The 25,131-nt window shown below is 64.2% G+C and carries 24 protein-coding genes; 11 read left to right on the top strand and 13 right to left on the bottom strand.

Annotated features, from left to right (window positions below):
• Window positions 1–9 precede the first annotated feature (9 nt).
• From Pla111_RS10995 to Pla111_RS10970, 8 genes are all read right to left on the bottom strand, one after another.
• The gene (locus tag Pla111_RS10995) at window positions 10–1,290 is read right to left on the bottom strand and encodes an NAD(P)/FAD-dependent oxidoreductase (RefSeq protein WP_146574309.1); all 1,281 of its coding nucleotides are present in this window, start codon (window positions 1,288–1,290) and stop codon (window positions 10–12) included.
• Window positions 1,291–1,315: 25 nt separating this feature from the next.
• Window positions 1,316–1,870, bottom strand: coding sequence for a hypothetical protein (locus tag Pla111_RS10990; protein WP_146574307.1), 555 nt, complete (start codon window positions 1,868–1,870; stop codon window positions 1,316–1,318).
• Between the two features lie 68 nt (window positions 1,871–1,938).
• Window positions 1,939–2,109, bottom strand: coding sequence for a hypothetical protein (locus Pla111_RS17250; RefSeq protein ID WP_197524957.1), 171 nt, complete (start codon window positions 2,107–2,109; stop codon window positions 1,939–1,941).
• Between the two features lie 24 nt (window positions 2,110–2,133).
• Complete coding sequence (trmB, locus tag Pla111_RS10985) at window positions 2,134–2,805, bottom strand: tRNA (guanine(46)-N(7))-methyltransferase TrmB (protein WP_146574305.1); 672 nt, start codon at window positions 2,803–2,805, stop codon at window positions 2,134–2,136.
• A 68-nt stretch (window positions 2,806–2,873) separates the two neighbouring features.
• Window positions 2,874–3,659 carry a rhomboid family intramembrane serine protease gene (locus Pla111_RS10980; RefSeq protein ID WP_197524956.1) on the bottom strand — a complete coding sequence of 262 codons (786 nt, stop codon included), beginning with the start codon at window positions 3,657–3,659 and terminating at the stop codon, window positions 2,874–2,876.
• 64 nt (window positions 3,660–3,723) lie between these two features.
• Entirely contained in the window at window positions 3,724–4,242 is a 519-nt protein-coding gene (locus Pla111_RS10975) for a 3-hydroxyacyl-ACP dehydratase FabZ family protein (protein ID WP_146574303.1), read from the bottom strand.
• Window positions 4,243–4,314: 72 nt separating this feature from the next.
• Window positions 4,315–4,413 (bottom strand): 50S ribosomal protein bL37, encoded by a 99-nt coding sequence (locus tag Pla111_RS17680; protein ID WP_391581024.1) that lies wholly within the window; start codon window positions 4,411–4,413, stop codon window positions 4,315–4,317.
• A gap of 168 nt (window positions 4,414–4,581) precedes the next feature.
• Window positions 4,582–5,469: a hypothetical protein gene (locus Pla111_RS10970; protein ID WP_146574301.1), complete on the bottom strand. Its 888-nt coding sequence runs from the start codon at window positions 5,467–5,469 to the stop codon at window positions 4,582–4,584.
• Window positions 5,470–5,848: 379 nt separating this feature from the next.
• Here Pla111_RS10970 and Pla111_RS10965 point away from each other — a divergent pair, with 379 nt between their 5' ends.
• The 8 genes from Pla111_RS10965 to Pla111_RS10930 all read left to right on the top strand — a co-directional run bounded on the left by Pla111_RS10965 (window position 5,849) and on the right by Pla111_RS10930 (window position 18,653).
• Window positions 5,849–7,627 (top strand): BBP7 family outer membrane beta-barrel protein, encoded by a 1,779-nt coding sequence (locus tag Pla111_RS10965; RefSeq protein ID WP_146574299.1) that lies wholly within the window; start codon window positions 5,849–5,851, stop codon window positions 7,625–7,627.
• Between the two features lie 562 nt (window positions 7,628–8,189).
• A complete protein-coding gene (locus Pla111_RS10960) occupies window positions 8,190–11,675 on the top strand; it encodes an aminotransferase class I/II-fold pyridoxal phosphate-dependent enzyme (protein WP_146574297.1) in 3,486 nt (1,161 codons plus the stop codon).
• 46 nt (window positions 11,676–11,721) lie between these two features.
• Window positions 11,722–11,994: a WXG100 family type VII secretion target gene (locus Pla111_RS10955; protein WP_146574295.1), complete on the top strand. Its 273-nt coding sequence runs from the start codon at window positions 11,722–11,724 to the stop codon at window positions 11,992–11,994.
• A 106-nt stretch (window positions 11,995–12,100) separates the two neighbouring features.
• Window positions 12,101–12,679 (top strand): hypothetical protein, encoded by a 579-nt coding sequence (locus tag Pla111_RS10950; protein ID WP_146574293.1) that lies wholly within the window; start codon window positions 12,101–12,103, stop codon window positions 12,677–12,679.
• Window positions 12,676–12,900, top strand: a complete 225-nt coding sequence (locus tag Pla111_RS10945; protein WP_146574291.1) for a hypothetical protein — start codon at window positions 12,676–12,678, stop codon at window positions 12,898–12,900. The genes Pla111_RS10950 and Pla111_RS10945 overlap by 4 nt, the downstream gene beginning before the upstream one ends.
• A gap of 84 nt (window positions 12,901–12,984) precedes the next feature.
• On the top strand, window positions 12,985–16,884 hold the full coding sequence (locus Pla111_RS10940) for an FtsK/SpoIIIE domain-containing protein (RefSeq protein WP_146574290.1): 3,900 nt from the start codon (window positions 12,985–12,987) through the stop codon (window positions 16,882–16,884).
• A gap of 200 nt (window positions 16,885–17,084) precedes the next feature.
• Window positions 17,085–17,621, top strand: coding sequence for a GNAT family N-acetyltransferase (locus Pla111_RS10935; protein WP_146574287.1), 537 nt, complete (start codon window positions 17,085–17,087; stop codon window positions 17,619–17,621).
• Window positions 17,622–17,786: 165 nt separating this feature from the next.
• Window positions 17,787–18,653 carry a phytanoyl-CoA dioxygenase family protein gene (locus tag Pla111_RS10930; protein WP_146574285.1) on the top strand — a complete coding sequence of 289 codons (867 nt, stop codon included), beginning with the start codon at window positions 17,787–17,789 and terminating at the stop codon, window positions 18,651–18,653.
• A gap of 9 nt (window positions 18,654–18,662) precedes the next feature.
• Here the strand turns inward: Pla111_RS10930 and Pla111_RS10925 are convergent, their stop codons facing one another.
• Window positions 18,663–19,361: an aspartyl/asparaginyl beta-hydroxylase domain-containing protein gene (locus Pla111_RS10925; protein ID WP_146574283.1), complete on the bottom strand. Its 699-nt coding sequence runs from the start codon at window positions 19,359–19,361 to the stop codon at window positions 18,663–18,665.
• A 302-nt stretch (window positions 19,362–19,663) separates the two neighbouring features.
• Between Pla111_RS10925 and eno the strand changes: the two genes are divergently transcribed.
• Window positions 19,664–20,947 carry a phosphopyruvate hydratase gene (gene eno, locus Pla111_RS10920; protein ID WP_146574281.1) on the top strand — a complete coding sequence of 428 codons (1,284 nt, stop codon included), beginning with the start codon at window positions 19,664–19,666 and terminating at the stop codon, window positions 20,945–20,947.
• Window positions 20,948–21,229: 282 nt separating this feature from the next.
• Here the strand turns inward: eno and Pla111_RS10915 are convergent, their stop codons facing one another.
• From Pla111_RS10915 to Pla111_RS10905, 3 genes are all read right to left on the bottom strand, one after another.
• Window positions 21,230–21,427 (bottom strand): cold-shock protein, encoded by a 198-nt coding sequence (locus Pla111_RS10915; RefSeq protein ID WP_146574279.1) that lies wholly within the window; start codon window positions 21,425–21,427, stop codon window positions 21,230–21,232.
• Window positions 21,428–21,636: 209 nt separating this feature from the next.
• On the bottom strand, window positions 21,637–22,614 hold the full coding sequence (locus tag Pla111_RS10910; protein ID WP_146574277.1) for a ferredoxin--NADP reductase: 978 nt from the start codon (window positions 22,612–22,614) through the stop codon (window positions 21,637–21,639).
• A gap of 111 nt (window positions 22,615–22,725) precedes the next feature.
• Window positions 22,726–23,181 carry a Dabb family protein gene (locus Pla111_RS10905; protein WP_146574275.1) on the bottom strand — a complete coding sequence of 152 codons (456 nt, stop codon included), beginning with the start codon at window positions 23,179–23,181 and terminating at the stop codon, window positions 22,726–22,728.
• A gap of 238 nt (window positions 23,182–23,419) precedes the next feature.
• Here Pla111_RS10905 and Pla111_RS10900 point away from each other — a divergent pair, with 238 nt between their 5' ends.
• Together Pla111_RS10900 and Pla111_RS10895 are read left to right on the top strand one after the other, a co-directional pair.
• Window positions 23,420–23,752: a hypothetical protein gene (locus Pla111_RS10900; protein ID WP_146574273.1), complete on the top strand. Its 333-nt coding sequence runs from the start codon at window positions 23,420–23,422 to the stop codon at window positions 23,750–23,752.
• 228 nt (window positions 23,753–23,980) lie between these two features.
• Window positions 23,981–24,454 carry a VOC family protein gene (locus Pla111_RS10895; protein ID WP_146574271.1) on the top strand — a complete coding sequence of 158 codons (474 nt, stop codon included), beginning with the start codon at window positions 23,981–23,983 and terminating at the stop codon, window positions 24,452–24,454.
• Window positions 24,455–24,506: 52 nt separating this feature from the next.
• Here Pla111_RS10895 and lexA read toward each other — a convergent pair whose 3' ends face one another.
• Window positions 24,507–25,121 (bottom strand): transcriptional repressor LexA, encoded by a 615-nt coding sequence (gene lexA, locus Pla111_RS10890; RefSeq protein ID WP_146574269.1) that lies wholly within the window; start codon window positions 25,119–25,121, stop codon window positions 24,507–24,509.
• Between the last annotated feature and the right edge of the window lie 10 nt (window positions 25,122–25,131).

The following is a 25,131-nucleotide window of genomic DNA, read 5'->3' as shown; positions in this document are numbered from 1 at the left end:
CGCGGGGCGTTAGGCGATTGCCGCTAGCTGTTCGCCCGAATCGCCGGCCGAGCCCCCCTCGGCGGCCGCCTTTTCTAGCCACGGATCGAGGTCCGCGAAGAGCGCCGGCATCTCGGGGGCAAACATCTTCCCCACCAGCAGGTCGGTCAGGGGGCCGGCGTGTTGCGGATACTCCTTAACGAACTGCCCCACGCGGAACGAGCCCGAGTAAAACGCGTGGACCAGCTTCCGCACCCACTGCGTGCCCGCCTTGAACTCGGCGTTCCAAGCGCCCAGCCGCGCAGCGCTGCAATCGTCGGTCCGCAGCGCATCGACGACACAGGCGCTCGCCATGTCGGCCGACTTGAGCGCGAAGTACACGCCCGAGGAATAAACCGGATCGATAAAGCCCCAGGCGTCGCCGACCAGCGTCCATCCGTCACCGGCGGCGTGGGTCGTCGTGTAAGAGAACTCTTTGGCGACCGCCAGATCGTCTACCGCCTCGGCGTCGACGAGGCGGCGGGCGACCCCTTCGCACTTGGCGAGTTCTTCGTCGAACACCTGCGCGGCGGGGCCCCGGCCCTTCAGCAGATAGTCAGCGTCGCCCACGCAGCCCACGCTAATGACATCGTTCGATTGGGGGATGTACCACAGCCATGCCTGCTGGTCGGACGTGTGGGAGATGATCGTCTTGACGCCGCCGCCCGATTCGTCGCGATCCCCTCCCCGATAGTGCCGCCAGATGCCCGCCTTCTTGAGGTCCGGGTTGATCTGCTTGAGCCCCAGCCGATTGGCGATCAGCGACGACTGTCCCGTGGCGTCGATCACCACGCGGCTCGCGATGCGGCGCTCGCCCGCTGAGGTCTTGAGCTTCACGCCCACCGCGCGCTCGTTGTCGAAGAGCACCTCCAGCACGCGCGTCTGGTCGAGGCACTCGGCACCGTGCTCGGCGGCGTTGTCAAACAGCATGCGGTCGAACTCGGCCCGCTCGACATGCCAGGAATCGCTCGAGTCGTGGTCGAAGTGGCTGCGGAAGAAGAACGGCTTTGACTCGCGGCCCGACGCGTCGACAAACTGCACGCCGACCTTCTTGCTAAAGCGGCTCGCGCGGAGCTTGTCCAGCACGCCCAGCTTCTCGAAGGTCCAGTAGGTTTCGGGCATCAGCGATTCGCCCACGTGCTCGCGCGGCAGGCTTTCGCGTTCCACGAGCAGGGTCGAAAAACCGGCTTTGGCAACCAGCGTGGCGGCCGTGCAGCCCGCCGGGCCGGCACCAAGAACAACACAGTCGTAGGCGTCTTGCGTGGGACTCATGCGATCGTGAGTGAGACTCAAGGGGCTAGGGTTTCACGATTTCCAGCAGCTCAACCGCGTTGCGGTTCTCTACTATTATCCGTGCGCAGCGGCCGTAAATCACTTCACCAGCGTCGGTTTGCAGCTCTGCGGCCAGCTGTTCGCCCGGCGTGATGCGCCACAGGGCGAGCAGCTCTACTTCGCGCAACAGGTTGCTGCGTATGAGGATACGTCCCAGCGGGCAGCCCCCTGCGGCGACGCGCTGCTGCACCTCGGGGGGGAGACCCGCCAGGTCGATCCGCATGACCCCTGACTGTACGACCCGGCCGTCCGACTGACGAGCGAGCAAGCTGTGGCGGGCGTATTGGCTTCCCTCGGCGTGTTCGCCGACCACCCGTACGTCCATGAGCGACTCGTGCCACGCTTCGAGCGTGACGGTCATGTGCCCTTCGTGCCCCAGCAGGGTTTGGTAGGCGGGGGGCAGGTCGGCCAGGCCAACCGGCTCCAGCTCGCCCAGGTGCGGAAAGAAGGGCACCGCCAGCGCCTCGGCTTCGTTCCGATGGAGAGCGCTGTGCTGCTCGGTCAGCGGCGGAGCGGGCATGGTGTTGGCACCAGCAGGGGAACGATCGCACGACGGGCCAGCCCTGATTATAGCCGAAGACAGCCCGCTTACCTGACGGCAACCCTCCGCCGGCCGCCGGCTACACACGCTGCGAGCGCCAGCAGCAGCGCCTGCGGCTCGGGGATGGCGAAGCCAAAGCCCCAGTTGCTCAGCAAAGCGTTCAGCCCGCCGTTGTCGACCGTCCCGTCACCGTTGAAGTCGCCGAAGACCGCATTCATCTCGCCCAGCCCGCGCCGCGAAGCTCAGCTCCGCACAAACCGACTCCGAAAGACCGGCTGATCGTTCAGCCGTGTGCGCCGCTCGAAGTGGGTGTGGAAGTCCAGCTCGTGCAGCGAAGGGGGCTCGGGCACCGGGTGGGGGCCCTCGAGCGGTAGCCCCCTCTCGGCTCGCATAGCGGCAAGGAACTCGACCGCCGCCTCGAAGTACTCGGGCACGTCGGTCCAAAAGTGCAACGCGCCGCCGGGTCGCAGCGTGCGCGCCACGTCGGTGAGAAAGTCGGCGTTGTTCATCAGCCGACGCTTGTGGTGCCGTTTTTTCCACCACGGGTCGGGGAAGTAAACGTGCACCGCTTCGAGCCCGCCGGTGGGGAGCACTTCGCTCATCAGCCGGGCGCCATCGCCGGAGAGCACCACGCCGTTCTCGCGTTGCTCGCGCGTGAGCAACGCCGCGCAGTAGCGGGCGTACTTGTGGGCGATCTCGACGCCCAAAAAGTTGTGGTTGGGCCGCTCGCCCGTGGCGCGGCGGAGGAACATTCCCTTGCCGCTGCCGATCTCCACCTCCAGCGGCAGCCCGGCGCGCGCGGGGCCGAACAGCCGTGCGCCGTTGTCCCAGGGCCGCGGCAGGTCGTCGATCGTCACCAGAACGCCCGACAGATCGAGCTGGCGATGGATGCTGGGAATAGCGCGGCGGCCCATGGCGCAGTGCTTACGAGAAAGAGTGCCGACGGAAGGAACAAGCGGTACGCAGCCGCCTCACAGGGTAGCTAGAACTCGAAAGCCTTGCGGCTCTCGGTGCGCCAGTCTTCGGCCCCCGGCGGCGCCACGCCGATCGTCAAGAGCGGCATCAGGATCACGCCCGCCACGAAGCCGCCGATGTGGGTCCAGTAGGCGACGTTCACCCCCATCTCGACCGGCGCGCCGATGCCCTGGATGCCGCCAATCGTCTGCAGCACGAACCAAGCGCCAAGCACGAGGTACGAGGGCAGATCAAAGATCAGCGGCAAGCCGACAAAGATGAGGGTCTTCACCTTGGCCCGGGGGAACGTCACGACGTAGGCCCCCAGCACGGCCGCGATCGCGCCGCTGGCACCGATAACCGGCGTGGTGCTGTCGGGGCTGGCGGCCCATTGCGTGAGCCCCGCAACCACCCCGCCCAACAGATAGAAGAAGGGGTAAACCAAGCGTCCGAGGCGGTCCTCGACGTTGTCGCCAAAGACCCACAGCATCCACACGTTCGAGACCAGATGCAGCAGGCCCCCGTGCAGGAACATCATGCTCACCAGGGTCGCATAAACGGCGTTCGAGTCGGTCGAGAGGCTCGCGCGAAAGGCACCCCCCTCGGGCAGCTGTTGCTGCACCAGCACGGGCTGACCCGAGTCGATGTTCGTCAGCCGTGCGGGGATAAACCCGTGCTCGAAAATCGTGCCGACATAGTTCTGGACGCCTCCGTCCACGGACCGCCAGAAGAAAAACACGTTCAGCAGAATGAGCAGCACCGTGACCACCGGAAAGCGGTGGTGCGGGTTTCGGTCGTAGAGGGGCAGCAGCATAGCGACCGCGGGCCGAAGGGTGAAATCGGACGGGCACCCCGTGCGAGCGGTGATTAGCGCTAGGCTAGCTCGACTGGCGGGCTTCGCGGAGCGCTTCCACCGGAATCGGAATGCCGCGTAGCTCTCCTTCGCAGACCATCGAGTCCTTCACGAAGCACTGGAAGCGGCAGCGAATCATGGCTCCGCGGCGGACAGCCAGCTGCTGGGCAACCACCACCAGGCGGTCTCCCGGCACCACGGCACCCCGGAACCGGACATTGTCCAGCCCGCCGAAGCCCAGCATCTCGCAGCCCAGGAGGTCGAACTTGGCAACGAAGTAGCTGCAGATTTGGGCCGCGGCCTCGCACATCATCACGCCGGGCATGAGCGGCATGCCGGGCATGTGCCCGGGGACCCAGAACTCCTCATCGGTCACATCCTTGTAGCCCGCGACCGTGCCCGCCTCGACGTCGTAATGGACGATCGCCGTCAGCTGCTCGATCATCCCGCGTTGGGGGATCAATGCGCGGATCTCCTCGATCGTCACCAGCGGCGACTCGAGGTCCAGCGTCGAGGGGTCAAGGATCCAGTCGCTAGCGGGCAACGGTAAGCCTTCCTGCAGCGGGCGGCGGTTCAAGCGGCGCGGTGCCAAACGGCACCAAGCGACTGCCGTGGATCAGGTCTTTACCTTATGACGACGCGACTTGCGGGGCCGGCTGCACGCCGGGCGAGCGCCGTGATTGGCTTTCTTTACTTTGCGACAGGGCTTGGCCATGACGGTAACCAGGGGTGAGCAGCTAATATTTAAGGGGGTCTCGTGACGACTTATGCGGTCATCGAGCCCCGTAGCGTAACCGAACCACCGGGGCGCGCTCAAGCCGTTCTGCGCGGGGGACGCCTTTTGCCCCGGGCACAGCGGCAGCTTGCAGCAGGCCGGTCCGTTTTAATCGCCCAGACGCCAGGCATCGAGCCACTGTTTATCGGTTTGTTCCAGACCGAAATCGCGGCGCAGGCGGGCGTCCATGTCCGCTAAGTGGCCTGCGCCATAAAAGACGGCGATGCTCCGCCGCCCCTGCTCCAGCTGCTGCTCCAGCACCCGCAGGGCGATCGCGTTGCGTTCATGGATGATCGTCGAGCCCTTTTCGCCGCCAAACCCCGACAGAACGCCTTCCATCGAGGCCATCTGCTTGGCCATCGCGATCCGCATCTGCTGCGAGCGATCCGCGGCAAAAAATGCCCGGAGGAGGTCAAACTCGGTCGATTCGCCGGCGGCCGACTGCTTGGTCTGTTCGGCGATCGATTGCCCGAGCAGCCGGAAGTACATCTCAAGAAAGCCCTCGCCGCGCTCGCCCATCGACGCGAACAGCTGGTCGGGCGACATGTCGGCGTGGACGAAGTTGGCGGGCGAGTAGTCGACCCATTCCAGTTGGTGCTCCAGCCCGAGCAGCGACTTCATGCCGTTCTGCATGGCCCCCAAAGCGTTATCGCTACCAACCTGCTGGCCAGGCCGGACCCGCGTGCCGGGCGGTGCCACCAGCTCATAGAGAACAACCTCGTAGCCCTCGAAACGTTCGTTGAGGTTGCGGTAGTACGCCCGATCGCCCACGTGGACAGCGCCCACCAGATCGACCGTGATCGTCTGCCCCCCCGCTTCGGTGCGTTGGTAGCGTCCGACGCCCGTCTGCAGCGCTTGCGGCTTGCCGTCGGGCCCCTCGGTGAGGCGGATCCAGTCCTCATCGGGCGGGCTCTCGGCGGCCGCCGCGATCGGCCCCGAAGCCGTCAGCGCAAGAGCGGCTGCTAGCAGCCAGCACGGGCCCAAGGGGTTTCGCATGGCCGCGGCGGGAAAGCGGCAGGGAGCACGCATAGCAAGCATCAACAAGCTCAGTTTCGGGGGGGCGAGAGTACGTACCGGGCCCGATTCGCCGGACGCGGGCGGTGGCGGCACACCACTTCTAACACGAACCAAGCCCGCGGCAACCACCTAACGCACCCGCGATTGGGGCCGAAGTGCTAGCGAATCGGGGCCCCGGCTGATCCGCATGACCGGCTTTGATGGAAAAACCGGCACGGTTTACCAGAGTTCCTCAACTAGGGCGTCCCGACCCACCGATACGAATGTCACAGACCAACCCCCCCCTCGGTTCGTGCGCAGCGGCGATAAGCGTCGCCGCGAGCCGTACGTCCACGATTGACCTGTGCTGGGGAAGCCGATGTTCGCTCCGCGTCATAGACTGCTTACCGCCGCCCTTGGTTGCCTGCTGGCACCGGCGTCACTCTGCCACGCTCAAGCCTATGGGCTTGAGGATGTGGTTGCCAACAACGACCTGCGCTGGTTCGAGCCAGCCGAGCTCGACCTCGACGGTCGGATCGACTCGCAAGCGGGGTTCTTCTTCCGCTACGACAAAACGGTCTGGGCGATCACCGGCGAACGGATCGAGATCGGTTCGCCCGGTCTGACGGTCGCCTCGGAGGATATCTTCAACGGCATCCTGACGCCGGATGAAGAGAACGCCCGCAACGTGCTGCTGCAGGTCAACATCCAGGACCTCGCCGTCAACGGCATCACTCCCGAAACCATCAGCGCGTTCTTCCCGCTTCAGCGTGTCGATCCAAACGATCCCATGAGCGATTTTGTGACCGTCACGGTCACGGTCCCCGTGGATGACGATACCACGCGTGATGTCGAGGTGCCGCAGCTGGATGGCGACTCCGACCGACTCGATGCGGCGCTCTCGCAGTACCAGGTGAAGAACGGCATCCTCGACGCCACGCCCGACGCCGAGTTTGCCTGGGGCGACCGTTACGAGTTCGGCTACTCCGACGGTGAGCGCGGCTGGACCATCGGCATCCTCGACGGCCCCGAGGCCAAGAGCAACGCCACCTATGGCGTACCTGATACGCCGTACACAAGCCAAACCGACAGCGATCAGCCCGGCGTTGATCCGGCCTACGAAGACAACGATATCGATGGCGATGGCGACGGCGTGCTCGACGGCGACGGACCGCAGTTTGGCGACGGCCACTTCCTCGGCTTCGGCAGCGTGGCGGTCAACTTCGAGCTGCCCGACCCGAACTTCCTCAACGGTTTCCGCGACTACCTGAACAACCTCGCCGGCGCTCAAGCGGGCACCGTCTACGGGCCGGTCTACTACGTCGGTAACTACGGTGCCGAGCAAGAAGACTCGGCTGGAGACGACGACACCTACGAAGGTGCTGCCGCCGACGACCTGGACGGTGACCTCTTCGGCGGTTCGTTCTTCATCCTGGCGGACCTCAACGGTGACGGCACGATTGACGACGACGAGCGGATCGCCCAGATCACCGACTTCGACGACCTCTACACCTTCAACGTCTTCTTCGACACGGTCACAACGCGTAACGTGACGGAGATGAACGGTGTCGAGTGGATGCTCACGCACCAGATCGACCAGAGCCACCGCCTAGAGCAGGGCCGCAGCGATCGGCTGCAGTTTTCTTACGGTGTGCGATTCCTGCGGCTCCAAGACCGGTTCTCGATGGTCGGCTTGGGCAGCATCCTTGGTCGCACAAGCGTGTCGGCTGAGATCGACAACCAACTGGTTGGCCCGCAGCTCGGCCTCCGCTGGACACGTGATCGCGGCAAGTGGGACTTCAGTGTCGATGGCCGCGTGATGTTCGCCTACAACCGAGCCGACATCGATCAGTACGGCGTGTTCGGCGAAGAAGCGATCCCCGGTGCCCTGAACCGCTCGGCTTCGGCTCGTACGACAACATCGGTGTACGGGAAGTTTGAAGACGACTTCTCGCCGCTGGCGGAGTTGCGGCTCGAGGCTCGCTACAAGCTCACCCGGGCACTCGCCCTGAAGATCGGCTACACGGCTCAGTATGTAGATAACATCCAGCGGGCCTCGCAGTCGGTCATCTATCGGGCTCCTGACTTCGGCGTGAAAGACGCCCGGACCGACATCCTCGCTAACGGTGTCAACTTCGGTATCGAGTTCCGGCACTAAGCCGGGGTGCCGACGGCGGCCCTCAAGGGCCAGAAGATTGACGGCAAACCGCCGATGACTGCGGCTTTCACGGCCGCAAGTAGCTACCAGAAACGATGCGGGGCGCAACCGGTGGGGGGGAGGCGGCTTTCGAGCTGCCGCCGGCTGCCCGCGCTAATAACCGAGGCGTGGGGCGGGGCGATTTTGCCCCCGCCCCGCGCCTCGGTCTTTTTTTGTAGAGTGTTGTGTTCGGCGGGGTGGGGCTCGAAGCGGCCCCTCGCCGCCTCCTCTGTTTCTGGCACCGTTTCTGGCGAGAGAGGCCCCCCGACGGGGGCCGTGCGGGGCCCCAAAGGGGCCGTCTCAAGGTGCCTACACGGCATAACCCGTGCTACCGCTGGGCGGGGCGAGATGCTTGCCGCTGGGTGTCGATCTCACGACCAGGGCTTGGTACCGGCGCAACTTGTTGCTGGCTTCCCAGGCCAGATCAGCCATCCGAATCGCTAGCAATCGCCCCGTTTGTCCAGTTTAATACGGGGCCGCCCCGCGGTAAGGGCGTGCGGAGTCGATCAGCAACCAAGCGAGCGTGCATGTGGGCCAGGCGAATCTCTACGGCTTGACCGATGACATTGTCGACCTTGTCGGCCTGTTACGGCTAAGAGCCACCGACTTAGGCAATCAGCGGGCCTTTACCTACGTGGTTGATGGCGACGCGGATCGCGTTCACTTTACCTACGCCCAGCTCGACGCTCGGGCCCGGGCGATTGCGTCGTACCTGCAGAGCCAAGGGCTCGCGGGCGAGCGGGCCCTGCTGCTCTTTCCCTCGGGGCTGGAGTACATCGCGGCGTTCTTTGGCTGCTTGTACGCGGGCGTGGTTGCCGTGCCCGCGTATCCGCCGCGGCGTAATGCCAACATGCAGCGGATTCAGGCCATCGTGGGCGACGCTCAGCCGCGTGTGGCGCTGACCACTCAGGATGTTTTCGAACGGATCGAGCCGGTCCTGTCCGAGCTCCCCGATTTGGCGGCGATCGACTGGAAATGCACCCGAGATATCCCCACCACCGATGGCGCGCGGTGGAAGCTGCCGCCGATCGATCCCTCGGACCTCGCCTTCTTGCAGTACACGTCGGGCAGCACCGGATCGCCCAAGGGCGTGATGCTTAGCCACGGCAACCTGCTGAACAACACGGCGATCATCAGCGCGGCGTTCCGACCGTCGTACGCCAGTTCGGCCGTCACGTGGCTGCCGCTGTACCACGACATGGGGCTCATCGGCGGCGTGATCCAGCCGGTGTACTTCGCGCGGCCCATCACGGTGCTGACGCCCACCCACTTCTTGCAGAAGCCGCTCCGCTGGTTACAGACGATTTCTGACACCGGGGCGCTGATCAGCGGCGGGCCCAACTTCGCGTACGAGCTGTGCGTCGAACGGGTGACCGAGCAAGAAAAGCGGCGCCTGGACCTGAGCCAGTGGGAACTCGCGTTCAACGGTGCCGAGCCGGTCCGGGCCGAGACGATCGACCGCTTTTGCGCGGCGTTTGCCTCGTGCGGATTCCGCCGCGAGGCGTTCTACCCGTGCTACGGACTCGCCGAGGCGACGCTGCTCGTTTCAGGGGGCGACAAGACCAAGCCGGCCTCGATCCGCTCGTTCAATGCCGAGGCGCTCCAAGCGGGGCAGGCCCAGCAGCTCGATCCCGCCGCAGAGGGGGCCATTCGGCTCGTTAGCTCGGGCACAAGCCTCCTCGAGCAAGAGATCCTCATCGTCGACCCCGAGACCAAGGCCGAGAAGCCGGCGGGCGGCGTGGGCGAGATCTGGGTGAAGGGGCCCAGCGTGGCGCAGGGCTACTGGCGGCGTCCGGAGGTTTCTAGCGAGACCTTTGACGCCCGCACCGATGACGGTCGCGGACCGTTCCTTCGCACCGGCGACCTGGGGTGCATGGTCGAGGGCGAACTGTTCATCAACGGTCGTCTGAAAGACTTGATCATCTTGCGGGGAGTGAATCACTACCCCCAAGACCTGGAGATCACGGTCGAGCAATCCCACCCCGACCTGCGACCGGCCGCCGGAGCGGCCTTTGCCGTTGGTACCGACGGGGCCGAGCGGCTGGTGGTTATTCATGAGGTGGCCCGTAAGAACGACATCGACTACGACGCGGTTCTGACCGCGATCCGTAGCGCTCTGGGCCGCCTGCACGAGGTGAGCCCGCAAGCGATCGTGCTGATCCGCCCGCACTCGATCCCCAAGACCTCGAGCGGGAAGATCCAGCGGCACGCTTGTCGCGATGCGTATGCTGCGGGCTCGTTGCGGGTGGTTGCGGAACTCAAGGCGGGCTCGGCCCCGGTGGTCTACGCCCGCCGCAGCAAGCCGACCCCCAGCGATTCGGCGATCGAGGTGCTGAGCGATGCATCGGGGATCGCCCTTGCGGGGGCTCCGCCGAAGCCCCGTTCGCGGCCGCCGGTCTTCGCCCAAAAAGCCGATCCGGCACCCGAAGAAGTCATCATCGAGCAGGTGATGCAGATCATCCGCAGCATCGCCCAGGAACGCGCCGACGCGCTAACGCTCGACACCGATATCGCGGGCATGGGGCTCGACTCGCTGGAGCGCATGGAGATCGTCGCTGAGCTCGAAAGAGAGTTCGGCGGACGCTTCACCGAAGAGGCGATCCTCTCGATGGAGACCTGTCGCGATGTGGTCCAGCAGGTGCGGGTCAATCTGCTTTCGTTGCAAGACGAGGCGGGCGAGACCGTGGCGGCACCGGTGGGGCCCGCGGGTCCGGAGCCCGGCGACTACCGCTTTGGCGAGTCCCTCGAGTTCAAGCGACTCGCCGCAACGATCAAACAGACTGACGACGCGGGCCTGCGCAACCCCTTCTTCACACGCCACGAGGGGATCACTCAAGACACGACCGTCATCGGTGGCAAGACGTACATCAACTGGTGCAGCTACAACTACATCGGCATGTCAGGCGACCCGGTCGTCCAACAGGCCGCACTGGAAGCCATCAAGCGCTTTGGCACCAGTACCTCGGCCAGCCGTGTCGTGTCGGGCGAGAAGACCGTCCACCGTGAGCTCGAGCAGGCGCTAGCAGAACTGCACGGTGTTGAAGACGCGATTACCATGGTCGGTGGCCACGCCACGAACGAGACCGTGGTGGGCCACTTGCTGGGTCCCGGTGACCTGATCCTGCACGATTCGCTCGCGCACAACAGTATCTTGCAAGGGTGCAAGCTTTCCGGCGCGTTGCGCCGGGCTTTCCCGCACAACGACTGGCGCACCTGCGGCGACTTGCTCGAACGTTATCGCCACGAGCACCGGCGGGTGCTGATAGCGATCGAGGGCGTCTACAGCATGGATGGCGACTACTGCGATCTGGCCCGCTTCGCGGAACTCCGTGCCAAGCACAAGTGCTACCTGATGGTCGATGAGGCGCACTCGATCGGCACGATGGGTGCCACGGGGCATGGCATGCGAGAGCTGTCCGGCGTGACTCCCGATGCCGTTGACATCTGGATGGGAACCATCAGCAAAGCGCTGGGCAGCTCGGGCGGCTACATCGCCGGCTCGCACGAATTGATCCAGTACTTGAAGTACACGGCTCCGGGCTTTGTGTTTGCATGCGGCCTCGCACCGGTCAGCGCCGCCGCGGCGTTGGCGGCGGTCCAGCAGCTCAACAAAGAGCCGCAGCGGGTCACGCGCTTGCACGAGAATGCGTCGCTGTTCTTGCGGCTGGCGAAAGAGGCGGGCCTCAACACCGGCACCAGCAACGGCACCGCGATCATTCCCATCATCACGGGCAATTCGCTCCTCGCGCTGCGGCTGTCCCAAGACCTGTTCGACCAAGGGATCAATGTTCAGCCGATCCTCCACCCGGCGGTGGAGGAAGAGGCAGCGCGGCTGCGGTTCTTCATCACCAGCACGCACACGCCGGATCAGGTTGAGCGCACCGTTAAAGCGCTCAGCGAAGCGGTGCGCCGCGCGACCGGTGAGCCGGGAATAAGCTCCAGCGTGTTGGTCGAACCAGAATCGTCGGACCTGGGCGTGGTCCCGAGCGACACCGCCGTCGCGCACTGATCGCCAGCCACCTGTTACCCCACTTTCCTCGTTCCCGGATCGGGCCGTGTCGCAAGCGATTGTCGACCCTCTGGAGTTGCGGCGGTTTGCCAACAGCCTCCGCCGGTTCAACACCGATCTCGACGAGCGGATGACCGCTCTGACGGCGCAGCTAGCCGGGTTGGGCACATCCTGGCGTGACCAAGAGCACAAGAAATTCGTCGAGGACTTTGACCAGCAGATGAAGAGCATCCGCCGCTTCATCGACGCCACGAACGAGCACGCCCCGTTCCTGATCCGAAAGGCCGAACGCATCGAGGAGTACTTGCAGCAGCGTTAAGCATCCGGCAGACGTGGTGCCCGATGATCGGGTCCTCCTCTTCAACAGACCGCCTGCCCCGCACCGGCCGCTCCTCAGCTCACCCACGTCTGCCCCCCGCGTTCCTATGCCCGCCTCGGTCCGCTCGTTTGACGCCATTCGGCGAGTCCGAGAAGAGGTGCAACGGTTTGGCCTACGGGTAAGCGATGGCCTGATTGAACTCGAAGCAGAGATCCGGCGAGTCATCGATTGGGTGGAGCACGATCGCCCGGGCTACTGGAAAGAACGCACACGCCGCGCTTACGACGAGGTCGGAACGGCCAAGGCCGAGCTCCATCGCTGCCTGATGTATCCGATCAACGACGAGCAGCCCTCGTGTGCCGAGCAGCGGGCCGCGCTGAAAAGGGCGGAAGGCAAGTTGGCATACTGCCGAGAGAAGCAAGAGCTCGTTAGCCGCTTAGCGCACAAGCTCCGGCACGAGTTGCACGAGTATCAAGGCCGCACCGCCGCGCTGCGCGAAGCGATCGATATCGACACGCCGCGGACCGCCGCGTCGTTGGCCCGGATGGTCGAAGTGCTCGAATCGTACGCTCGCACGGGCCCTGCTAGCACCAGCGGCTCGTCGGCATCTCCCCCAGCGGAAACGTCCGCTGAGGTCGAAGCCCCGGCGTCGGACGAGCCGGTTGCCGAGGAGCCGCGCCGATGAAGCCGTGCGACCTGGACACGGGTGCTACCCGCCTCCGTTTGGCGTTGAAAGACCTTCAGCGGGTCTGGGGTGAGACCTCTGAGGTGTGGAACGACTCGGTTGCCGAGGCGTTCTTCGCGGAACACCTGGAGCCGCTCACCCCGATCGTCAAAAACACGCTCGACGCTGTTGGGCGGATGCGGCTGCTTTTGCACGAGGCACAGCGTGAGCTGGACTCGTAGCACGGCGCGGCGTCGGGTTACACTTGCCAGCACTTTTGTTCTTGCGTCGCCGGCCGACGCACCGCAGCCACCGGGACGCCCGTTTTGAGCAACGAATGGTTCTCCTCGCGTCGCCAACTAGAGCTGATGCGTCAGCTGCAGCGTTCTGCTACCGCGCGACACGATGAAGAGCGGCGCATCGCCGGAGAGGCCGCGGCGGCGCGGGAAGCGGCCGATGAAGAGCATGCCCGCCTCCGCAGCGCGGTCGAGGCCGATCATCAATCGCTACGCGCGGACGCCGACGGCGAGTTCACCAGTCGTCGCCAAGAGTTGATGCAGCGCTACGAAGCGGATCGGGCGGCGGCGCAAGGAGAGTACCGGCAGGTTCGCACGGGTGCCCAAACCCATGCCGCCAAGACGGCTGCTGAGGCCGATCGCGAGCGGAAGGAAGCCGCCTGGCAGATCCTCACGCTCTTTGATGCCAACAAGCACACGCCACGCCAGCAGCTTGAGGCCACACGCGCAGAGCTCACGGCCCGAGCCAAGGCGATCGGGGCGATCGGGGCCGATGTGGTCGCCATTGCCGCGGGGCGGGGTGTGTCAGCAACCGCTCCGAAAGGCGAAGCCCGCAACGCTACGCCCGATTCCACGAAGCTGACAACCACTGAAACCGCAGCCAACCTTGCTGCGGTCGATGAAGGCCTTGATCGCTATCGATCGGCGGCGCAAGCGCTGGTCAGCGATCCGGTAGCGTGGTGGGCGCTGGGACCGGCCCCGTTGCTGGCGGCGGTAGTCGGAGCAGCGGCAGGCTGGATCGCCGCGCATGCGATCGGTGCCGTGCTTGTCGGCCTCGCCGCCGCCGCGGTGACCGCTGCGGTGCTGATCCCCCGCGCCCGTACCCGCACCCGCAACGCTTTGAGCGAGATCGATAGCGCGCGGCTGGAAGCCGAGTTACGGCTGAATGCTGCCGATCGCGCGGCGGTCGAGGTGGCACGGCAAGAAACTGCCGCCTTACGAGAACGCCGCGATCGCGAACTGGCCGAACTGGGGTTTCGGCTGGAGCAGCTCGTGGGCCAAGCCGCGGCCCAATCGTCAGACCAGCTGGAAGAGGCCGGTAAACTTTTCCCGGCGATGCTCGCCGAGATGCGGACCGCCCATGAACAAGCCGTTGCTCGTCTTGAAGCTGAGCACCACGCGCGGATCGCGATGCTCACGCAGCGCCGCGAGACATCGCTTGCCCAGATCGAAGCCGAGCATGTTGCCGCCGTCGAGGCGCTGGAATCCCGCCGCGAAGAGGCCTGGCAACAGCTCGTCGAGCGTTGGTTTATCGAGTACGACGACGTGCGGGCAGCACTGCGCGACATGCGGGCGGAGGCGCAACGCCTGTTCCCCAACTTCGGCGTGACCGACTTCGATGCCTGGCCCAAGCCGCTTGTCGCGACGCCGTCGATCGCGTTGGGGTCCACTGAGATCGATCTGGCGAAGATCAAGCACGGACTCGCCGCCGACGCGCAGCTTACCCCTCCGGAAACCCGCCTTGCCGCGCCGGTGCTGATGACGCTCGCTGAGCATCCCACGCTGCTCATTACTGCCGAAGGCGAGGGCCGTGCGCGGGGCGTGGAGTTGCTGCGTCTGATGATGCTCCGCTTTCTGACCGCGATGCCACCGGGAAAGGTACGCTTCACGATTCTTGATCCGGTGGGGTTGGGCGACAACTTTCAGTCGTTCATGCACCTGGCCGACGCCGACGAGCAGTTGATCGCCGGACGCATCTGGAGCGAGTCGCGCGATATCGAGGAGCAGCTCACCCGGCTGACGAGCCACCTGGAGACCGTCCTTCAGAAGTACCTGCGTAGCGAGTACGAGACGATCCACGAGTACAACGCGATGGCCGGCGAAGTAGCCGAGCCGTTTCAGGTGCTCGTCATCGCAGGGTTTCCCACGAACTTTACGGAGTCGGCTGCGCGCCGGCTGGTGAGCCTCGTGACCGGGGGTCCGAGGTGCGGTGTGTTCACGCTGCTGGGTGTCGATGCGGGGCGACGTTTGCCGGCTGATTTCCACCTGGACGACCTGAAAACCCAGGCTGCCTGGCTCGACTGGGAAGCCAGTCGTTCGGCGTTCGTGTGGCGGTACCCGGCCTTCGAGCAGCTGCCGCTCGTGCTCGACGAAGAGCCGGCGGCCGAACGGATGATCGACACGCTCAAGAAGGCGGGGGCCGCGGCAAAGGCGGCGGTGAAGGTGGAGGTGCCCTTTTCGGTGGTGGCCCCGCCGGATGGCTGCTACTGGGACAAGACCTGCGCCGACGAATTGTTGGTGCCCGTCGGCCGCGCGGGCGCGAACCGCTTGCAGAACGTGCGCCTCGGCAAGGGGACCTCACAGCACCTGCTCGTGGCGGGCAAAACGGGGAGTGGCAAATCGACCTTCCTGCACGCGCTGGTCACCAGCGCGGCGCTGCACTATGGACCGGATGAGGTCGAGTTCTACTTGATCGACTTCAAGAAGGGGGTCGAGTTCAAGTCGTACGCCACGCACCGTTTGCCACACGCCCGTGTTATCGCGATCGAGAGCGAGCGGGAGTTCGGGCTGAGCGTTTTGGAGCGGCTCGACGAAGAGCTGAAGCGGCGCGGTGAGCGATTCCGTGCGGCTGGGGTGCAGAATCTCGCCGACTTCCGTGCCGCCAATCCAACCAACCCCACTCCGCGCTTGCTGCTGATCATCGATGAGTTTCAGGAGCTCTTTGTCGAAGACGACAAGCTGGCCTCTGAGTCATCGCTGTTGTTAGACCGGTTGGTGCGGCAGGGGCGTGCGTTTGGCATGCATGTGCTGCTCGGCACCCAGACGCTGTCCGGTGCTTATACCCTGGCGCGGAGCACGTTGGGGCAGATCGCCGTGCGGGTGGCGCTCGAGTCCAGCGAGGCCGACGCCCATCTGATCCTCAGCGACGAACGCAACACCGCGGCCCGCTTCCTCAGCCGACCGGGCGAAGCGATCTACAACGCTCAGAACGGTCTCATCACCGCCAATGAACCGTTTCAGGTGGTGTGGCTGCCGGATCGCGAACGGAGCGTGTGGCTCGACGCGCTCGACGAGCGCCGCCACCGCCTCGAACTTCCGCTGCCGGAGCAGGTGGTGTTCGAGGGGAACGCTCCTGCCGACCCGCAGACCAATCGCCAGCTCGCGGCGGCGCTCGACGACTTGCCCGAGGAGGATCGCCAACCGGCGCGGTGTCCTGGGCGGGCGTGGTTGGGCGCGGCGGTGGCGATCAAGCCGGCGACACACGTCGATTTCACGCGTCGGGCGGGTACCAATCTGCTGGTAGTCGGCTCCGATGAGCCCGACGCCCTCGGAACCTTGGCCGCGGCGGTTGTTTCGCTGCACGCCTCTGACCCTGCCGCGCTGGTGACGATCATCGATACGGCGCGGCCCGGAGAAGCGGGCCACGGAGTTTGGCAGAAGGTGGTCGCGGCGGGTGGTGAGAACGCGCAGCGGCAGGAAGAAGCGGAACTGGCTGCGACGCTCGCCGAGCTGGTCGAGGAAATGAAGCGGCGTGAAGCGGAACCGAGCGTCGCTGCGGTGCCGCACTATGTTGTGCTGTACAACGCTGGCCGACTGCGTGAGCTGCGGCGGAGCGACGACGATTACGGCTTCGGCGGTTACGGTTCCTCATCGGAGACGCCCCCTACGCCCGACAAGTTGCTGGGCGATCTGTTGCGCAACGGCCCGGCAGTCGGGCTGCACACACTCGTTTGGTGCGATTCGTACAAGGCGGTCACACGGCTGTTCGATCGGCAAACGCTGCGCGAGTTTGCGTTGCGCGTGGCGCTGCAACTGTCGGCAGCCGATTCGAGCAACCTGATCGACACCCCCGCAGCGAGCGATCTGCGCTTGCACCGCGCGCTGCTGTACAACGACGAGACGGGCCAAACCGAAAAGTTCCGCCCCTACGGACCGCCGAGCGAGCGCTGGCTGGAGCGTGTCCAAGCTAGCCGCCGGTTATCGACCTGAACAAGCGTGGACGCCGCTTACCCGCTCCGCTCTCTCGGCGTTGAAAACGTTGTGCGAAATCGCTTTTCAATTGACTTAGGTTGGTTGCGCGCCGACGGCTTGCTGTTTGGCACCCGCGTGTTGATTTTTACGCTCGTCATCGGTCTCAACCCAAGCATCAGTTAGCGATACCCGGCAACCCTCGGCAAGCGAGTGATGCAATGCCCGAAATCGAACTGTGTCTGTCCACTCCTGATGAATCGTATGTCATCAAGAATCTGTGGCCTCTCTACCAGCATGATGTGTCGCGATTCGATGGAGCGGCACCGAAAAAGCAGGGGGTTTTTAGTGATGATGAAAAAATGACGACGCTCTCCGAGTGCGGGGAAACACTCGGTTCGTGGTGGGACTCGCCAGGGTCGCTATTCCCCTATTTGATGCGCGTTGATAGTTCTCCCGTGGGGTTCAATCTGATCGCCGCATCAGCCTCGTTGCCCGCGAGCATCCGGGCCGACTTTGTTGTGCACGAGTTCTTTGTCGTTCACGCCTGGCGTGGACGTTCCGTGGCGGAGAAAGCCGCGGTCGAAGGGTTTGAGCGGCACAAGGGGGTCTGGGAGGTCGTGACCTATCCGACGCATTCGCGTGCAATCACATTCTGGCGAATAATAATCGGCAGATACACATCAATGCGGTTCTCGGAGCAAGAACTGGACCATGCGTGGGGGCGCAAGGTTGCTTTCCGATTTGACAATGCGTAGTGACAAAGCTTGAAGATGATTCGCCGGCAGGGCAGGTGCCTCAACGGTAAAATTCTTTCTGCCGCACGGCCCGTTATTTTACGACTCAGCAAGCGTGGTTGTCGTTCAGGCTTGTCGGCAGGGAAGCCTGTTCGATGAACCAGCCCCTTCGCGGAGCCCCCTTCGATGTCGTTCGACTTATCAACAGCGCACCATCCGCTCACCGATGTGTTTGCCTCAGCGGATCACGACGCATTTACCCTCAGCAGCGAGCAACTCGCTTTCTATCGGCAGAACGGCTACGTCGCCGTCGTGCCGGTGCTTGATGCCGCGCAGCTTGCCGTTCTCCGCGACGAGCTTGCCGAGTTGACGCGGCCCGGGCATGAGGGTGCCGAGCTTTGGTACGAGTACCACTCGAACGAGTCCGACGATCCAGATGCGGTGCTTTTTCATGCGCTGGGTGCCTGGCGGTTGCGGCCCGCACTGCACGATTTGCTGTGGCACGCCGCCATCACCGTGCCGGCGCGCCAACTGCTGGCGGGCGGAGTGCGTTTTTGGCACGACCAGCTCTTCTGCAAGCCGGCTCGCCACGGAGGCGTGGTCGCTTGGCATCAAGACTACAGCTACTGGACCCGCACCAAGCCGATGAACCACCTCACCTGCTGGATCGGCTTGGACGAATCAACCACCGAGAACGGTTGCGTGCATTACGTGCCGGGCTCACACCAGTGGCCGCTGCTGCCCACTACCCAACTCGCCAACGACATGGAGGCGATTCGCAACGTGCTCAGCCCGGACCAGCTCGCGGCGTTTCGGCCCGTGCCAATCGAGATGCCGGCGGGCTACGCTTCGTTCCATCATCCGCTCACGCTACACGGTAGCTACGCCAACCACAGTGAGCGGCCGCGAAGGGCCGTGGTGCTCAACTTCTTTGCCGACGGAACCCGCTCGGATCAGGCCGAACCCCTGCTGGCCGGGACGACACCTGTCGCGCCCGGCACGCCAATGGTCGGGCAGTTCCATCCGCTGTTGCTCGATGCGGTAGATCCCTAGAGGGCCGACTCACAGGTCGGGCTGTTTACCCTGGGCGATGCGCTGGCCATAGCGGCGGCGGAGCAGGGTGCGTGTCACCAGCCGATTGACCCGATCGCGCAACCATGGCAGGGGGCGTAAGATGTCGACGATCAGCACCACCCGGACCTGGTCCGAATGGTTCTCCACTTCGTGCTCCCAGTGGTCGTCGAACAGCAGTCCCTCGCCTTCGCGCCACGTGTGCCAGTGATCGCGGATGCGCATGCGGGGCGGCTTGTCGGTTGGCACCACCAGCGGCAGGTGGTAACGCAGGTAGCCCGCATAGGGCCCCTCGTGCGGCGGCACGGACTTGTGCGGTTCGAGGATCGAGAAGAACGCCTGAAACAGGTCGGGGATGGCCTCCACCAATTCGCAGGTGCGTGGACAGCGGGCACGATTCTCCGCCGGCTTGGCACCCATTGCGTACAGCATGAAGACGCGCCAGCTGGCATCGCCATCGGCCTCACTCGAGAGGTGACCCCGTCCGGGATCCAGGTCGTGGTACTTGGGGATCCCCTTCCGATGGGGAAGCAGCGCCAGCAGCTCGCTCCGGATAGCGTCAAAATTTTCCGGCGTTTCGAGCGTACGGAGTGCGGGACACACGGCCTCGATGCGGTGCACAACCGGTCGAGCGGCGTCGCCGACTCCCCGGCGATACCAACGATTTGCCAGCTCACGCAGCGCGGGCATGGAAAGGCTCCGGGGCCGAAGGATCGGGTGCGGGGGCGTTCCGGCCCCCGATTCTAACCGCCAACGCCAGCCAATCACCCCTTAGGCGGTGAAGTAACCGGTGCCGGATCGCGGTAAGCCCGGGTGCCCACCGCTCGACACGGGGCCGCCCGGCCCACAAAATGACGCTCCGCGCGGTGGGGGTCTGCTTCCCCTTGCCGGTGCGGCGGCTTTTCCGGCCGCAGTTTCCCTCCCTTGACGCCTGTGCGGCGTCACCAAACGATCCCTCCCTTTCTCCGCCGCCCTCAGCCTTAAGCGTACCTATGAGCACAATCGTCGATATCCACGGCCGCCAGATCCTCGACAGCCGCGGCAACCCCACCGTTGAGGTCGATGTGACGCTCGCTGATGGTTCGGTCGGCACGGCCGCGGTTCCGTCCGGTGCCAGCACCGGTGCCCACGAAGCGCTCGAGATGCGCGACGGCGACATGACCCGGTTTCTGGGCAAGGGCGTCCTCAAGGCGGTCGAGAACGTCAACGAGCGGATCGCCGACGAATTGATCGGCATGGACGCCTTGGACCAAGCCGCGGTCGATCATCGGATGCTCGAGGTGGACGGCACGCCGAACAAGGCCAACCTGGGTGCCAACGCCATTCTGGGCGTCTCGCTCGCTACGGCTCGGGCGGCCGCCAGCTACTGCGACCTGCCGTTGTTCCGCTACCTCGGCGGGGCCAGCGCCCGGTTGCTGCCGGCACCGATGATGAACATCCTCAACGGCGGCGAGCACGCGGATAACTCGGTTGATATCCAAGAGTTCATGGTCATGCCGTTGGGTTTCGACAATTTTGCCGAAGCCTTGCGCTGCGGTTGCGAGATCTTCCATCACCTGAAGAAGGTCCTCAGCGACAAGGGCCTCAGCACCAGTGTCGGCGACGAGGGGGGCTTCGCTCCCAACCTGGGTGCCAACGCCGAGGCCTTCGACGTGATCCTGACCGCGATCGAGAAGGCGGGCTACAAGCCGGGTGAGCAGGTGTGGTTCGCGATGGACTGCGCCGCCACGGAGTTCTATGACACCAAGAAGGGCGTTTACACGATCGACGGCAAGGAGATTGACTCGGCGGGGATGGTCGATCTGCTCGCTAGTTGGGTCGCCAAGCACCCCATCTGCAGCATCGAAGACGGCTGCAGCGAAGACGACTGGGCCGGCTGGAAGCTGCTGACCGACAAGATCGGCGACCGATGCCAACTCGTCGGCGACGACCTGTTTGTTACCAACGTCGAGCGGCTCGGCCGCGGCATCTCCGAAGGGATCGGCAACAGCATCCTGATCAAAGTGAACCAGATCGGCTCACTGACCGAGACGATCGACGCCATCAAGCTCGCCACGAGCGCTGGCTACACGTCGGTTACGTCGCACCGCTCGGGCGAAACGGAAGACAGCACGATTGCCGACTTGGCGGTGGCGCTGGAAACGGGCCAGATCAAGACCGGCAGCGCGAGCCGTTCGGATCGCATGGCGAAGTACAACCAGCTGCTGCGGATCGAAGAGCAACTGGGTGCCACGGCACAGTACGGTGGCCCGGCGTTCGCGGCGCGGCTGGGCTAAATCCGCCGCAGCAATTGCCGGTCGGAAGTCTTTGCTAGCCCGATAGGGACTCAGGCGGGGGCGTTTCTCAAAGGAGAAACGCCCCCCGTTTTATGTCGGGACAGAAATCGGAGCGGGGCCCGCAGCTACAGCGCTCTTCCGACAGGCTTAAGTCGCCCGGAGAGATATTGGTAGCGCGAAGTTTAATCACACGGACAGAAGTTTAATCACACGGACAAAAGCAAAGCCGCGGCAGGAACATGTTCCTGCCGCGGCTGCGTGATTTAAATTGTGCGTCGCGCCTTAGACGGGGCGGACGTTCTCGGCGCGGGGACCTTTGGGGCCTTCGCCGGCGTTGTAAGTCACCATCTGACCTTCGCGGAGGTCATCGTAAGCGATGCCCTCAACGGCGGAGTGGTGAAAGAACAGATCCTTCTGTCCATCGACGCTAATGAAACCAAAACCCTTGTCGGTAAGCCGCTTGATCGTGCCTTCAGCCATCACTTGTTCTCAGCTCGAATCTTCTACGGGGGTTTTTTTACGCTGACCAACGGGGTCAGCCGACCCCTTCACGAAAACGTACCGTACCGCGGTTTTGGCTGGTTGACGAGTAAAAACCGCTACAAATCCTCAGAATTGTGAAGCCCGTGGCGTCCCCTTTTGAGACTTAACGCCTCCAGGGAAGGCCCCTGCAGAAACGCCTGCGGGGCTCACCAATACTTCTCAAAGTAGATATTCCCCGGGGATTTCGCGTCATGGGCCCGGAAGCCCTGTCCCTCAAGGACCTCGACTACCCCCCTGGGGGTGGGGTAACGCCCCGCCGCGTCGCCCGCCCGATTGGGCACGCCGATCATCGCCGGGTTACCACACAGGTACACCAGCGTGTGGTCCGCCGACAGCGCAAAGCCCAACTCATCGGCCGCATCCGGGTCGCTCAGCAGGTCTTGGACATAACGCACCCCGACATATCCCGGCTGCTGCTGATTGCGGTTGATCGGCTCGCGAGTGGTGAGGGGCAGATAGCGATAGTTCGGATAAGCCGCTTCAAGCTGCCGATGGATCGCCAGATAGCCCAGATCGGACTCGTAGCGTACGCAGCACAAGTTGGCGATCTTTCCGCGGTGGCCCCCCGCCAGCAGACTCGAGATCATCGCGTTGTGGGGAGCTTCGCCGGTGCCGGTGCTGGCGAAGAGCAGATTGGTGGTCGGAGCGAAATCGCCCAGGGTGAACACCCCTTTCGGGCGGACTCCCATCTGGAGGCGGTCGCCGACGCTGAGCCCGAACAGCCGGGGAGTAAACGCCGGCGGCTTATCCGCTTCGGTCACGAGGGCTATGTAGAACTCTGGCTCCGGTTCTTCCCCCGCAGGGGTGACGACGCCTTGGTCATCGAGCATCCGACAGCTAATCGAGTAGGCGCGCTTAACGACACGCCGCACGAGCTTCTCATCGAGAGTTTCCGGCTGCACCAGTTCCAGACGCCGTTCCCAGTAGCCGAGCCCCAGTGTGGTGTACTGTCCCGGCTGATAGTGCAGGGCCGGGCCGTTTTCTGCCGCCCCCTCGTCGAGGCGGACTCGCACGCGCATCAGCCGATCGTTGGGCTTCTCCATCCAGGTGATCGTGGCGTTGTAGTGCTCTTCACGCAGCTGCTGGGCATCGGCTTGTGAGAGAAGGGTTTCACGAGGATTCATCGGCCTGGGCGGTCGGCTGCCGCACGTCGAAGGGAAAGCGGAGTGGGCGCTGGAGGGGGGAGCGGAAGATCAAGCAGAATCACGTCGAAGGGAAGTCCCTCGAGGCCGACGTTAGTCATTCTCGGCCGTTTTGGGCGAGCTTGCGAGGTCCGCATCGAAGACGCGGACTCCGGCCAGCAGTGGTTTGATCGCCTCAACGAACTTCAAGTGGCGAGGATGCGTTTGGTACCGATCGTGGTCCACGCGATCGGCGAACACGATATGCAGCGCGACGTGAAAATCACGATCGTTCACGGATCGTTGCAGGTCCTCGGCGATCGGGCCTACCGAGAACCAGAGGGCACCCTCGTGATGGTCGAGGTGCTCGCGGCAGAGATTGATGAGCTGCTCGCGGTGAGCTTCGCTGTCGTCGGCGAGGGTGAAGAAAACGGCGTGCGACAGCGGCACGGCGTGCGACAGCGGCACGGCGTGCGACAGGGGCGCAGCGTGCGACAGGGGCGCAGCCAGAGCGATACCCGGCGACATCAGGCCCATCAGCAGGCCCAGCAGGAGGGAGCGCATCAACATCTAAGGACCTTGCTGACCAGGTTGGGATAAGAATCGGAAGGCATGTCCGGTAAGGTTCGAGCGCCCTCGCGGCATGCTTGCGGGCCGCGTTGGATGCTGCTAGCCGGCCGATTTAGCACATCTTGCAGGCTAACCGCCCCGGGCACGGTCGGCTACGGTCAAAGAATCTCGCCGTTGCGCACCGCGGCGGACGTGAGCTATGCTAGGTTTTACTGCTACCACAAATGGAGAAAGTTCGATGCGAGGCCTAATTTACGGGACATTCATGTTGGCGCTAGCCGCATCGGCAAACGTGTGGGCTCAGCCGGGTTTGTTCCCCACGGCTAACCGCGTGCCCAGAGCGATCGTCGGCACTGATTTCCCCGCGTTGGGCCCCGCTGTCCCAGCGCTAAGCCCCGCCGTGCCGGTCCGCGAGTCGGAAGCCGCGGTCCAGGCCATGCCGCTTCTAGAACGTCCGAACCGCATTGGTCATTTTTACGGCAACACGCTGCGGCGTGCTCATTACGACCGCCTGTGTGTGAATTGTGGCAAAGAAGATCGTCCGCTTGCGCGGTACTTCTATCGCCCGTAGCTGCGCAGCGGCAGCCACCGTCGTAGCCGCAGCCGCAGGAGGGTTGGTGTTGAGAGCGGGCATGTTATCGCCGGCCGTGGTGAGCCGCTCCCCGCCCTAGCAGCATGCGAGCCCGGCAGCACGCGCCATTCCAGGCTTGGCAGGGCATTTACGCCCGCAGGGCACGCCCCATGCATTAGCATCGTGCACGCCCCGACGGCTTCCAATTAATCTCCCGAGGCGCTTCGCATGGCGGACTCGAAACGCTCGGATCATCGCTCGCTGACTCCCTACCTGATCGTTGCCGACGGCGACGCCGCGATCCAGCGCTACGCGGCGGCGTTTGGTGCCCAGGTCATCATGCGGCTTCGCGGTGCCGCGGGCCAGATCGCTCATGCCGAACTTCGCCTCGGCGAGGCAGCTCTGATGCTGGCCCAAGCGACACCCGACATGAAGGTAGCAGTGACGCCTACCGACCATTGGCCGACGGTGTCGCTCATGCTTTCGGTCGATGATTGCGATGCGGCTTACGCCCGCGCGATGGCGGCTGGCCTGACGACCGAACAACCGCCGACCGATTGGTTTTACGGCGAGCGCTCCGCCAAGCTGCGGGATCCCGACGGCCACCGCTGGAGCCTTACGTGTACGACTGAGGCGCTGACCGAGGCAGAGATCCAGCAGCGGCTCAACGCGCTTTCGTCAGAAGCTGCCGAAAGCGAATAACGGCGTGCAGGCCGGCCCACCGCCAACCAAGGATAAGTGAGAACCTGTCCGCTCAGATCCGGCGGACAACGCCCGTCACCACGCCGAGCACCTCGACTTGGCGGCAGAAGATGGGCTTCATCGTGCTGTTCGCCGGTTGCAGCCGGATCCGATTGGTTTCCGGATACCAGTACTTGAGCGTTGCCTCTCCTTCGTCAGTGACCGCGGCGACAATGTCTCCCTTATGGGCGGTCTTGGTTTTGCGGCAGATGACGATGTCGCCGTCAGCGATCGCGGCCTCGATCATCGAGTCCCCCTTCACGCGGAGTGCGAAGTGGTTCTTTTTGACGGGGAACCAGTCGTCAAAGTGGAACCGCTCGGCCTCTTCGATCGCCTCGGTCAGGTTGCCGGCGGCGATCGAGCCGACCAGCGGCATGCCGGTGTCGCTCATCGCTTCGGGGGCGAGCTGAATGGCGCGTGAACGGTTGGGCTCGCGTGTAATGAGCCCCTTCTTTTCCAGTGCTTTGAGGTGGCACATCACGCCGTTTGGCGACGCAATTTGAAACGACTCGCCGATCTCCCGCACCGTGGGGCCGTAACCGCGGCCTTCGATCTTGTCACGGATGAAGTCCAGAACTTCCCGTTGCCGGACAGTGAGCGAATCAAGCGAGACGTGGGAATCCGACACGGTGGGTGCT

Source organism: Botrimarina hoheduenensis (assembly GCF_007859815.1).
In the GTDB taxonomy this organism is placed as follows: Bacteria; Planctomycetota; Planctomycetia; order Pirellulales; family Lacipirellulaceae; genus Botrimarina; species Botrimarina hoheduenensis.
Note: the sequence above shows the minus strand (reverse complement) of the source record. Positions and strands in the feature narration are given on the sequence as shown.